At 65.6% G+C, this 12,950-nt stretch carries 3 protein-coding genes; all 3 read right to left on the bottom strand.

Features of this window, described 5'->3' with window-relative positions; translation table 11 throughout:
• Nucleotides 1-73 precede the first annotated feature (73 nt).
• Nucleotides 74-1,579 carry a TolC family outer membrane protein gene (locus AC1RCO_RS05745; protein WP_492617491.1) on the bottom strand — a complete coding sequence of 502 codons (1,506 nt, stop codon included), beginning with the start codon at nt 1,577-1,579 and terminating at the stop codon, nt 74-76.
• Between the two features lie 78 nt (nt 1,580-1,657).
• A complete protein-coding gene (locus AC1RCO_RS05750) occupies nt 1,658-10,669 on the bottom strand; it encodes a TcdA/TcdB pore-forming domain-containing protein (RefSeq protein ID WP_492617492.1) in 9,012 nt (3,003 codons plus the stop codon).
• A gap of 121 nt (nt 10,670-10,790) precedes the next feature.
• Nucleotides 10,791-12,950, bottom strand: a complete 2,160-nt coding sequence (locus AC1RCO_RS05755) for a type I secretion system permease/ATPase (RefSeq protein WP_492617493.1) — start codon at nt 12,948-12,950, stop codon at nt 10,791-10,793.

Raw genomic sequence — 12,950 nt, forward strand, 5'->3', positions numbered from 1 at the left:
TACAACCCTGTCCCCCTTTACCTGAAAAAAATCGGTGCCCGCCAACCCTTGTCCGAGGCATTGCCTGGCCCTGTCAGCGTTTTGCCAGCCGGCGTGGAAACTCCGGCGGCAGAAAATCGCGGTCCGGATCGTAGTCGGCCTTGAGGTAATCACAAAGCGCCCTGAGGTCCTGGGGCGACAATGTCCCCACCGCCTGCTTGAGCCGCAGGGTGTCGAGAATGTAGTCGTAGCGGCTGTTGTTGTACTGGCGCACGGCGTTATAGAGCTGACGCTGCGCCTCCAGCACATCGACGATATTGCGGGTTCCGACCTGAAAGCCCATCTGCGAGGCCAGCACGGCGCCCTGGTTGGAGATGATCGACTGGCGCCGCGCCTGCACCTGATCGACACCACTGTTGAGACCGCGATGCAGGTTGCGGGTCTGCTCCACTACTTGACGCCGCAAGCCGTCGTTGAGGTACTCGCGCTGGTTCATCCGCTGGTGGGCTTCGCGCACCTGGGAGCGGGTCTGGCCGCCACTGAACAGCGGAATGTTCAACTGCAGACCGACCGTGCGCTGCTCGACATTGCCACCGTAGCCATTGCCTCGGATATCGCTGTTGCCGTAGCCCAGGGCGTCGTTGTCCCCGGTCTGGTAGCGCAGCACCGCGTCCAGGGTCGGCGCGTGCCCGGCCTTGCGCGCGCTCAGGGTCTGCTGCGTCGCCTCCAGGGCAAACTGGCTGGCCTGCAGGGTCAGGTTCTGACGCACCGCCGTGTCCACCCAGCGCCGGGCGTCGTTGGGTTCGGGCAACAGCACCGGCATGTCGTGGCGCAGTCCCTGGACTGCCTGGTACTGCTGATGCGTCAGGGTGTCCAGGGCTTCGAAGGCATCGTCGGTCTGCTTCTGCGCCACGATGCGGTTGGCCCGCGCCGTGTCATGCCCGGCCTGGGCCTGCAGCACATCGGTGCGGTCCGACAGGCCCAGCTGCAAGCCCCGTTCGGCCAGTTGCTGCTGGCGCTTGAGCGCCGCTTCTTCGGCCTTGGCCGCCGCCAGGGCGTCCTGGGCCTTGAGCAGGCCGAAGTAGGCCTGGGCGCTGTCGAACATGAGTTTCTGCTCGGCGGCGGCCAGCTCCAGCTGGGCCTGCTGGTCTTCAGCTTGCGCGGCCTTGAGGGTGAACCAGCGATCGGCGCGGAATATCGGCTGGTTCAGCACCGCCTGATAACTGGTGCCACTGCGCCGGGTGTCCTGCCGCGGCTGCTGCAGGGAGGTGCTGGTGGCATTGAGATCGGCACTGGCGGACAGCGTGGGCAGCAGGCCGGCCCGGGCCTGGGGCACCGCCTCGGCGCGGGCCGCCTGATCGGCCTGCGCCGCCGCCAGCTCGCTGTTGTTCTGCCGGGCATCCAGGTACACCCGCCACAGGTCACTGGGCAGCGCCTGGGGCCGCTGTTGTGGCACATGGGCTGGCGGATGCTGTGCCGAGTCTTGTGGCAGGTCTTGCCGATGCAATGGGGCCGCCTGCGCCAGGGGCGCCACCAGCAGCGGGACGGCAAGCAGCCAGCCGGCAAGGGCTCGCTGCCGCGAATTCATGGGTTTGCTCATGGTTGGATCTAACACCGGGAAAAGAGGGCGCCGCAGACAGGAGAGGCTTTGCGCCCCTCCTGTGTTTCTCCTGCGAGGTCAGGTCAGTGAAGGCACCAGCACCGCCTGCGCGGCCTGATGGTTTTTCGGCAGTTGTTCGCGAGCACCGCCGGTGTCAGCGAAGGCCGCCATGGCCCCGCTGAGTTTTGCCAGGCTGGGGCCCCGGCCATCCGCCGCCGAGTCCGGCACATCCGCCGCCGAGCTCAGAGCGTTCGCCGCCGGCAGCGTCTCGCGCTGGCTCCAGGCCAGTTCGAACACGCTGTCCCCGGCCGATCCGCTCGGACCAAAGCCCTTGAGCAGTTGCTCGACGCTGAGCATCGACGAGTCGCCTTTGAGCTCGATCAGCAAATGCCCATGGGCGGCCGCCTGGCTGCCCAGCACCTGGCGCAGCACCAGGGCGGTGCCATTGCCCGTGTCGGTCAGCTGCACGTCCTCGCCCCGACGGCTGACGAGGATATTCTTGCCATCGGCAACCGGCAGGATCACCCGATCCAGGGCCAGGCCCGGATCATCGTTGTCGATGACCACCGAGCGGTAATGCGCCCACATCGCCGGGCTGAAACGATAGGTGTCATCCCCGGCGCCGCCGTGCAGCACCACGCTGTCGACCCCGGCAATCAACGGCGGCGCCAGGTCATCCTGAGGAGCATTGCCGCTGGCTCCCTGAAGCAGCAGCGAGGAGCCGATGCGCTCGACATTTGCGTAATGGCCCAGCTGCAGCACCTTGCCGTCCTTGACCTGATACAGCGCCTGCGCCGTCGGGCTGTAGACATAGGCCGAGTTCGGCGTCCCGGCAGCGACGCCGATAAAGCGCAAGTCGCTGCCACCCGGGATGCCGTTGCTGGCGAACATCTGCCCACTGGCAATATCGAACCAGCCGCGGGTGTCGCCGTCCTGCAAGCTCAACACGCCTTTGGCGCCCCACTGGCCAGCCACCGTTGCCAGGGCCTGGGGCAGATTGCCCAGCCGCGCCTGTTGCCAACCCTTGTCCACGGCCACCAGTTGCACATCGCCGTTGTTGCTGCGCAGCAGCACTTCGCCTTGCACCGTGGTCACGCGCAACCCGGCATCGACCTGGACCGCCGAACGCAGTTGCAGCTTGGGCATCCAGTCAATGGCGGCCGGCAATTGCGCCGAGGCCTCAAGCACCTCGTCGTTGCCAAACGCGGTGGCCAGTGCTTGCGCTGTCAGCGGCGGCTGCAGATAGAGCTTGCCGCTCTCGGGCTCGAACAGCCGGGCACTGGCGCTGGCACTGTCGAAGCCGAGAAACTGCAGCGGCTTGCCTTGCAGCGCGGACGATGCCACCACCACCTGACCGTTGTGGTACCACACCGGCAGCGCACTCTTGCCGTCGGCGGCCTTGACCCCGAATACCGCCAGGGTGGCATTGCTGCCGGCGACCTCGGCGAGGTTTTTCCACCAGTTACTGTGGGCCTTGAGCCAATGCTCGTTGACCGCCTCATAGCTCAGCCGTCCCGTCGCCTCGATCCGGGCCATGCGCCCGTCGTTGGTCACGGCCAGCAGATGGCCATTGAGATTGAGCACATTGGCCAGGGGCGGCGTGCTCAGCCGCAAGGCGCTTGGCTGGCCGGCATCGAGCACCTTCTGCCCCGGCCCTTCCTGGCGGAACAGCACCTGCTGCGCCTTGCTGTAGAAATAAAACACTTCCTGGCCACCGGGCTGCGCCTGGCTGCCCGCCAACACCAGGTCGGCCGGAATCTGCCAGGCGCTTTGCGCCTGCCCCGGGGCATCGGCGCGCGGCGCCTGCCCGGCCGGTGGTGCCAGGTTCGGCTTGATCACGATGCCGTCGCTGCTGCGCACCCAGTAGCGGTGCGCGACTTTGGCGTTGTCCAGGCCAAACACCGTGATCAGCTCTGCCGCATTCGGCTCCAGCACGGGCGCGCCCAGGCTGTACACCGGGGTGTCGCGCTGGGTGGCCTGAGTCTCGTAGCCCTTGAGCAGGGTATTGAGCAGGGTCTTGGCGTCCTTGCCATGCTGGCTGTTGCTTGCCGACAGTTGCAGCAACGACTCATCGCCGACCACCCCCACCAGCTCCATGCGGTCACCGAGGATACGGAAGCTCAGTTCGGCTTCCCGCTCCTTGAGCTGATAACGACGGGCCAGATACACCGCATCGCCCTCTTGCCAGAACCGGCTGATCTGGCCGGCGCTCTGGTTGAACGCAGGGGCGAACTGCGCATCGACCTTGCCGCTGGCAATATCGACCCGCCACGCGGCGGCGTTCTCGGCATCGACGAAGTAGGCATGCTCGCCGATGACTGCCCCCAACTGGGCGTTGCGCGCCTGTTGCACATCGGTGTCGGTGAATAGCATGCGGTCCTTGGCAACGTCGTAGTAAGCCCGACCGACATTGCGCTCACCGTGCTTGTAGTTCTCCACCACCACGTATTGGCCGTGCAACTGATGGGCCTGGGCCAGCTCCTTGAGGTGCTGTTCGATGCGCTGCCCGGACACCTGCCATTGGCTGGCGTCTTCCTTCACCACGTAGGTGGTCTGGCCGGCAAAATCGGCTGCCCGTACTTCGCCCTTGGCGTTGACCAGCAGCACCTGCCCGCTCTGGGCCGGATCGAGCCTGACCTTGACCCCGCCCACCAGCAAGTGGTCCTTCGCCACGGTGATGCTGTCGCTCTCAAGCTGGCTGCTGTCGATGATCCAGCGTGACGGCTGACGGCCGGCCTCGTTACTGAGCCTGACCTCGGTGCCTTCGTTGAGGCCGATCAGGTATTCGCCGCCCGCGCCCTGGATGTCGTAGCGCAGGTAGCCGTACAGCTCCTTGGGCAGTTGCGGCACCACCAATTGCCGGTTGTGCCCATCTAGCAGCACTTCTACCGGCGTCTCGACGTACTCCTGGTGAATCCGCCGGATCGTCTCCTCGCTCGGGAAGATGTAGAAGTCGTAGTCGAAGCGCCGGTCCTGCTCGAGCTTGCGAATCACATCGAAACCCGTGTCATGCCGGGTGGTGGCTCCCGGCAGGATCATGTACTCGTAGCTGATGTAGGACTTGGGCGTGCCCGGCAGGATCACCGTCCTGCTGTCGCCGTGGTCGAGTCTGGGCGGCTTGGCGCCGTGGCCGATGCCGCTGCGCACCTCGATCGCCTGGGTGCGGTCGTGGATCATCCGCGGAAAGTCCCCGACCCAGAAGAAGTAGTTGATCGCCCCGGAACCGGTGGAGCCGTGGTGAGTGCGGTAAATGTACTGGCTGTCGAAACCTACCTCGTTCGAGCGCAGGTCGAGGCGCTTGACCACCGCCCCGGCCAGGGGCACCAGCACCTGCTGTTTCTCGTCATAACGGTAGCCGTTGCCTTGGTAGGCCTTGTCCAGGGTGTCGAAGTAACGTCCCACCGCCTTGGCATCTTCGGCCACCGCGCCAAAGGCCTGGGCCAGTGCCGTGAAGCCTACCGCCAGGCCACCGAGGATCACCCCCGCGCCGCCCAGCACCGCCGCCGTTGTCGAAGCGCCGATCAGCCCGGCACCGATACCCGCCGCGCCACTGACAAAACTCGCCGAATCGAACGCCAGCTGGGTGCCGAATACGGCTTTCTGCACATCGTTCTCGGCATGGGCCAGCTCATAGGCATCCAGGCCGACCATGGCCCCGCCAAACAGCACGCCTGCGCCCTCGTTGACCGTGTGCCCCAGGGTCGAGGCAAAGTCCTTGAGCGAGGACTCGGCGGCCAGGGCTTCGCCGCGCAACGCGGTTTGCACCAGTTGGGTGATGTTGGCCACATCTTGCACCGTGCCATGGCCGATCTGCGCCAGGCCCAGGTAGCTATGGATCTTCAGGGCGGTGGCCAGGTCCGGTGAAACCACGCCTTGGGCCGCATCCTTGCGGTTCTTGTCGGCAAACCACTGGATCAGCGTCTGGACCGCAAAGCCGGCGTTCAGGCCGTCCACATGCGCCACTTCGCCGACACCGCCGCGGGGCCGGATCTGCCCATGCTCCAGGGTGAAGTGCTCGTTGAGCACGCTCATGTGCTCATCGACGAAACGACGGAATTCGACAAAGGTGCCATCGTCGGTGCTCAGCCAGCGGGTCTGATCGGGCTGGTCACGGTTGATGAACTGCACCCGATAGCCGCCCTCCGGCTGTGGCTCGGTGTTGGCGATGATCGGTATCCACTGGCTGCTCAACTGGTGCTCCCGGGCCAGCCGGGTGCTGGCGGCGTCGAAGCGCGCCCCCCATTGCTCGGCGTCGAACGTGGTCAGCGCTGCGCCCAGGCGCAGGTCCTGGCTGACGCGCTGCTGGGCACCCACCGCCTGCTCCACCTGGCGGCGTTGGCCGATGACACCGGCCAACTCCTCGGGACGGGACAGATCGGCAACGTTCAGCCCGCTGCCCACCGGCACCTCGGCCATCTTGTGGGTGTCGATCTCGATCAGGTTGAAGGCCGGCTGCGACTGGCTGCCGAACGAGCCGTAGTGCGCCGCCAGTTTTCGGCGCACCAGGTGCTGCTCCATGGCCTTGGCCAAGCCCTTGCTGGAGTCGAAAGCGAAGATCCCCACATTCGGGTCATAGAAGTAGTAGCGACGGCCTTCGGGGCCCTGGGTACTGCCCACCATCATCGAGTGGTTCTGGGTGTTGAGGGCAAACATCGAGTCGCTGCTGCTGTTGGCCAACCGTGCCACCACGTCGGACAACTGGAACTGCCCCAGCGCCTTGGAGGCCTGGACCGCGTCGACATTGGAATGCAGCCGGATCAGGCTGTTCTTGAGCAAGGTCGAGCTGCCCGCCTGGGGATCGGCCGAGGCCAGGAACAGCTTCTGCACCAGGCTGTTGACCCCTGCCTCGCCGCCCCTGGCCAAGGCGACGGCCATGGCCCTGACCAGCGGGTAGCAGCGGCCTCCGGAGCGGTCACCCACCAGCGACAGGTAGAAGTCCTGGGGCGCCAACTGGCCGAAGACACTGCCGGCGCCCCGGAAGTCTTCACTGAGAGTCGCGGTCTGGCGCAGCACCTTGTCGATGTATTCGGCCTGGCTGGTCTCACTGATGCGGGCACTCAGGGCGCCACGCTGCCCAGGCGTGAGCTGGCCGTCGAGAAACAGGCGCTTCATCTCCAGGGCCGACTTCTTGTCGTCCAGCCCGGGGATCTTGATCTCGCGAAAATCCCGCACGCCATCACTGAATGCCGTGCCCCGGGCCCCGCGCTGATAGGCCTCGGCAATGGCGTAGCGCTCGCCCACGCTGGTGCTGCGCTCATCGCCCCCACCCTGGATCGCCGTGTCGTCGGTGCGCACCACCGCAGCAGTGCCCTGCTTGGCCTGGATCTGCTGCCAGAGCCAGGTCTTTTCCACCGAAGCGGCCTCACGCAACACTGGTTCGTACTGCGCCCGGTAGAAATCCTGCGTGAGGTTGAGCTGCTTGATCTGCTGGTCGATCAGGCTCTTGTCGCTGGCCCCGCGCCGCTGCTCCTGGAGTTGATAACGCTGGTTGCCGAGCTGTTCGATGTCGGCGCTGACCTTGGCCTGGACCGCATCGCGCAGCCGATTCCAGGCGGCAATGGCCGGGTGCTCGGGAGAAAAGTCGCCGCCGCTGTAGACGCCATCGGCCACCCCTTCAGTGGACACGCCGAACTGGGTCGCCACCTTCTTCAGGTTCTGGTGCACCTGTTCGCGGTATTCGGCGAACTGGGTCCGGTTGCGTTCCTGCACCTGGCTGTCGGCGGTCTGGATGGCAAGCGGCTCTGCACCCTCGCGCAACTTCGGCCAGACCATCTGCCCTTCGCGCTGGTACTCCTGGCGCTGGAACACCAACTGCCACTGGCCGTCGACGACCTGCATGTACGCCGCAGCCAGGCCCTCGGCGGTGCCGGCCACCTGGTAGTCCTTGTAGTCGACCGCCATCACCACGTTGTCGTACAGCAGCGAACTGTTGACCCGACCGTCGTGATAGACCCGATAGGTAGTGGCGTCCAGGCTGGTCACCACCAGCGAGCAGCCCGACAAGGTGCCGGTAAAGAGGAAGCTGCCCGCGCGCGCCTGCTTGGGAATGTCCACATAGGCCGGCGCGGCGTTGGCCTGGTTCGGCCCGTTGTAGCCGAGGAAATACGCCGGCACGCTGTCCGGGCTCCCGCTCACGGAGTTGGCGCTGTGCTCGGTGTATTCGAGCTCATACAGCCTGGGCGCGACTTCCACCAACTGCACGTTGCCCTGGGCCGGCAAGCGCCCCGCCTTGACCAGGGCCTCGGCACTGAGGGTGTGGGTCTGGGCGAACTGCACCGGGTCGGCGGCAAACTGGTGAATGTCGGCGCTGCCCTGGCGCGGTTCGAAGCCGGCTCCGAGCGACGCCAGGCCCGTCTTGAGTTGCCGGTCCTTGGCGGCCTGCCCCAACAGCGCGGGCAGCGGCCCCAGGTCGGTGAAGCGCGGTGGATGGAACTCCTCGCTCGGCGCCAGGCCTTGATTGACGATGGGCAGGACCCGGGCCATCACGGCGTCGTACAGCTCCCCATGCAAAGCCTCCCGGCGCCCTTCGGCACGGTAGCGGTCGAAGGTCTGCAGCAGGTCCTTGCCGATGCTGTCCGGCCCCTGGGGTTCATAACGGGCGGCGACATACAGGGTTTCGAAGAACGAGTGGTAGCCGTTGCGGATCATGAAGGCCGCGTTGGCCATCTGGAACTGCCAGTACTGCTTGATGCTCGGCGCGCTACCGAACAACTCCGGCAAGGCATTGCTGACGGTCTGGGTGGTCCCGGAAATGCCCCCCACGAACGGGGTGTCCAGGTCGCTCATGTAGCGTGTGGCTTCATTGTTCGGATCGGGGCGGAACTGGCTGTAGCTGCGGTACTTGTCGTCCTGGATCAGCAGCGCGGCATCGGTCCGGGCCTGCTCCGGGTGGGTATTGAGGATCAGGTAGGGGTCGGGCTGGTTCAGCCGGTTGTTGATCATGACCTTGTCGGCGCCGGTTTTTGGCGTCAGCGCGGCATGGGCATTGACCGGCACCGCGGCCTTGGAAAAACTGTCGGCCACGGGGCGCAGGGCATGGAACAACGCCTGCTTGCGCAGGCTGCGGCCCTGGTCGCCGGACAGCAGCGCCTCGACCGTCGGCCGCAACGCGACGTCGGCCGGCGCCAGGCCCTGGGGGCCGCTCAACAACAGGTTCAGCAGTTTGCTGTCCAGGCCGCGCTCCACCGCCACCTGATCGAAAACATGCACCTTCGGGTTGCCTGGATGCTGCCCGGCGTTGGCGCTGGCCACTCGCTGTGTTTCCATCTCGATCGACTGGGCACGCCACTGTTCATACAGCGGTGCCAGCAGCAATTTGGCCTGGGCAATGTCGCTCTGCAGATAACCGCCTTGCAGGACTTTGCTCAGTGCCTGGTTCTTCACCAGGTTCTGCCCCAGGCCGAACAGCAGCTCATCGTTGTCGTGGCTTTGCCAGACCGACGCGGCGAAGGCCTGTTCCCACAGCACCTTGTTCAGGTTGTTGCCCTTGATATCCCGCAGGCTCGGGCGGCTGTGTTGCGCCAGCAGCACCCCGGCCGGGGTGATGTGGTTGCGTTCGAGCAGGCGCGTCAGCTGTTGCACGAAGGTGGCGCGCTCGCTGCTGCCTGCGAACAGCCGGCTGGCCTTGAAGCCCTCGCCGCGCAGTTGCTCCAGGCGCTCGAAAAACGCTGCGTTGTATTGATACAGGGTCTCGGTCTGGGCCTTGCTCAGGTGGCTGCTGCTGACCTTGTCGCCCTCGACGGTCATCACGGCAAAAGGTGTCGCCGAACGGTAAGCGTCACCCTGGGGCATTTCCAGCAGGTACTGATGCTCGGCAAAGCCGACCGAGCGTTCCAGCTCGTGAATATTGACGAACAGGCCGTCGCGGTCCGGGTGGTAGCTGTTCTGCCGATAGTCTTCGACGCCCAGGGTCTGGAAGCTGGTGATGTCCGCGTTCTGGTTGATCAGTTCGCTCAAGGCGCCGGCCAGGGGCACTTCGCGGGTCACGCTGGTGCCGGGCGACTGGCCCGAGACCTGGATGCCGACCTGGTTGGGCACCTTGCGATCGACGCCGGTCAACAGCAGCTTGCGGCCGTTGCTCAACACCTGGGCCTTGAAGCCTTCGCGCAGGGAGCTTTCCGACACCAGGTGGTTGGCGAAGTACTGCTCGACGAACCCGGTCTTGACCAGCACCGAGCGAATCGGTGCATAGGTCGGCGAGCGCATGGACGGTGGCTCGCTCTTGAGCCGGTACTGTTGCTGCCAGGCCAGGGAACGGGCGGCGGTGCCAAAGGAGAAATTCAGCACGCCGTCGGTGGGCACCACCAGCCGGCCGTGCTCCAGGTAGAAGTCCTTGAAGCGGCCATCGGTGCTGGCATTGACCAGCGCCACGTTCATGCGGATGTAGCCCGGGCGCTCCTCCATCATCAGCAGTGAAAGGTTCACCGGCAGCTCGTCGGAGGCCCGGGGCGCCTTGGCCAGTGCCGCCAGGCTCGCGGCCTGCTGCTGCGGGGCGGCCTTGAGCCAGGCGTTGTAGCGGGTACTCACCTCCTTGTAGGCCTGCAGCTCGGAGAACAGGGTCACGTAGGTCTGGCTGAAGGTGGAGTCGGCCACCTGCATGCTCAGGTGCTTCTCCAGGCGGTTGATCCGGCCCTTGAGCTCTTTCTGCTTGGCCGGCGCATCGGCTTGCAGGACCTCGGCCTTGGCGCCACCGGGACTGAGCAGCCGCAGGGCCTTGCTCCAGGTGCCGTCATAGTGGCTGATCGCCGTGTCCTGACGGCTGTACAACAGGATGTCACGGTCCAGTTGCTGCTTGTAGGCAATGGTGGCCGGCGTGTCGGCGATGGCCTTCATTTCTTTGCGGCGTTGTTGCAGCACCTGCAACTGGTCGCCCACCGAGACCGGGTTGTCCTGCATCTGGTAGTGCTGGGCGGCCAGCACGCTCAGGGTGCTCTGCTGCATTTCCAGCAGGCGCTCGCCGACCTGGCCGATGTACGCGGCACGCTCGTCGGCGCTCATGTTGAACCATTCGGTTTGCCGCCCTGCCGTCTTGATCTGTTGGTCGATCAGGGAATTGAGCAGGCGCGTGAAGTCCTTGGACATAAAAGCCATTGCAATGATCCTTTGTCTGTTTTGAGCCAAGCCCTGCGTCTCGCGAAGGGCTGCCTAGGGGTATGGAACTGCGGGGTGGGGAGACATGACGGGTGGGCGAGTCCTCCTGCCGTCGGTGGGGTCAGTCCTTCATCTGCAGCGCCCACTGCCGGGCATACAACCCGTCCAGGGCGAGCAGCTGTTGGTGTGTGCCTTGTTCGAGCACCCGGCCCTGATCGATGACCAGAATCCGGTCCGCATGGCGCAGGGTATTGAGGCGGTGGGCGATGCTGATCACCGTGCGGCCGCGGACGATGCCCTGCAGGTTGGCCATCACCGCCGCTTCCGACTCGTAGTCCAGGGCACTGGTGGCTTCGTCCAGCAACAGGATGCCGGGGTTGGTCAACAGGGCCCGGGCCAGGGCAATGCGTTGACGCTGGCCGCCGGAGAGCTGGCCGCCACGCTCGCCCACCTCGGTCTCGTAGCCCTGGGCCAGGGCCTCGATAAAGGACGCCGCCCCGGCCAGACTGGCGGCGTGCCGCACCTCGGCGTCGCTGGCTTGAGGCCGGCACAGGCGGATGTTCTCGGCAACGCTGCCGGCGAACAACACGCTTTCCTGGAGCACCACGCTCATGTTGCGGCGCAGGGCCACCGGATCGGCGATGGCCAGGTCGATGCCGTCCACCAGCACCCGGCCGTGCTGGGGCACATAGAGGCGCTGCAGCAGGCGGGTCAGGGTCGATTTGCCGGAACCGGAAGGCCCGGTGATGCCAACGAACTCGCCCGGCTGGATCTCCAGATCCAGCTGGCGCAGCACCTCCTGGCCGTCTTCCTCGTAGCGAAAACGCACCCCCTGGAAGCTCACCCCGCCCTGCAACGCTGGCACCGAGGCCAGGCCGCCGCTGCCGCTTTCACAGTCGCTGTCGAGAATGTCCCCCAGGCGGCGCAGGGAAATCAGCGTGTGCTGGAAGTCCTGCCAGACCTGGGCCAGGCGCAGGATCGGCTCCACCACATGCCCGGCCAGCATGTTGAAGGCCACCAATTGGCCGGGGCTCAACTGGCCATCCAGCACCAGCATCACGCCCCACCACAGCAACAGCGCCGCGGTCAGCTTCTGGATCAGGCCGATGCCCTGCCCGGCCCAGATTCCGACGATGCGGGTGTGGAACGCCGCACGCACATAAGCCGCCAACTGGCGCTGCCACTGCTGCTGGAAGGCGCTTTCGATGGCACCGGTCTTGATGGTCTCGATGCCGGTCACGGTCTCGGTGAGAAACGCCGTGTTGGCCGCATTCAACTCGTATTCGCGCAAGGCCCGGCTGCGCAGCAAGGGGCCCACACACAGCCAGAAGAGGAAATACAGGGCCAGGGAGCCCACCACCACCCAGGTCAGCAGCGGTGCGTAGCTGTACATCACGGCGATGAACAACCCGCAGAACGCCAGGTCCAGCACCAGGGTCAAGGCCGAGCCGGTAAGAAACTGGCGGATCTGTTGCATCTCACCGACCCGGGCGATGATCTCGCCGCTCTGGCGCCGCTGGAAATAACCCAGCGGCAACTGGATCAGATGCTGGTACAGGCGCGCGGACAGCTCGGCGTTGATCTTGCTCGCCACATTGCTGAACAGCCAGGACCGCAAGAGGCCGAACAAGGGCTCGAACAGCGCCAGGGCCAGCATGGCGATCCCCAGCACTTGCAGGCTCGACAGGCCGCGACTGACCAGGACCCGGTCGATGATGTTCTCGAACAGCAGCGGCGTGACCAGCGCTACGCCTTGCAGCATCAGCGACACCAGCAGCACGCTGCGAAACTGGCGCCCATGCTTGAGGATCGACGGCAGGAACCAGGAGACACCGAAACCACCCGTCTTCAGCTGCACATGCCGCTCCGCCAGCAGCAACACCTCTCCCTGTCCCTGATCATGGCCTTGCCAGAGCGTCGCCAGCTCCTGGCGCGACAGGGTCTGGCATTGCCCCTGCAGCGGCCAGAACACCCGGACCCGGTCGCCCTCCACCGCGTCCAGCACCGCCCAGCCCCGAGTGGTGTCCAGCAGCGCCGGCAGCGGCAGGTGATGCAAGCGCTGCACCCGGCTCTGCACTGCCCGTGCGCGCAGGCCGATCCAGCCGGCGCAGCGCCGCAGGTCAAGGCTGTCGGCCGGACCTTCAACCCGTCCCAGGCGGTGAGTCAGTTGCGCCACGCTGATGCTCAGGTCGAAGCGCCGGGCGGCCCAGGCCAGGGCGTGCAGGCCGGTGTCGAGCATTGTCGGTGAGGGTTCAGAAGCGGCATCGAAAGCGCGGGTCAT

The sequence above is a fragment of the Pseudomonas sp. GW823-FHT03E05 genome, assembly GCF_058796855.1.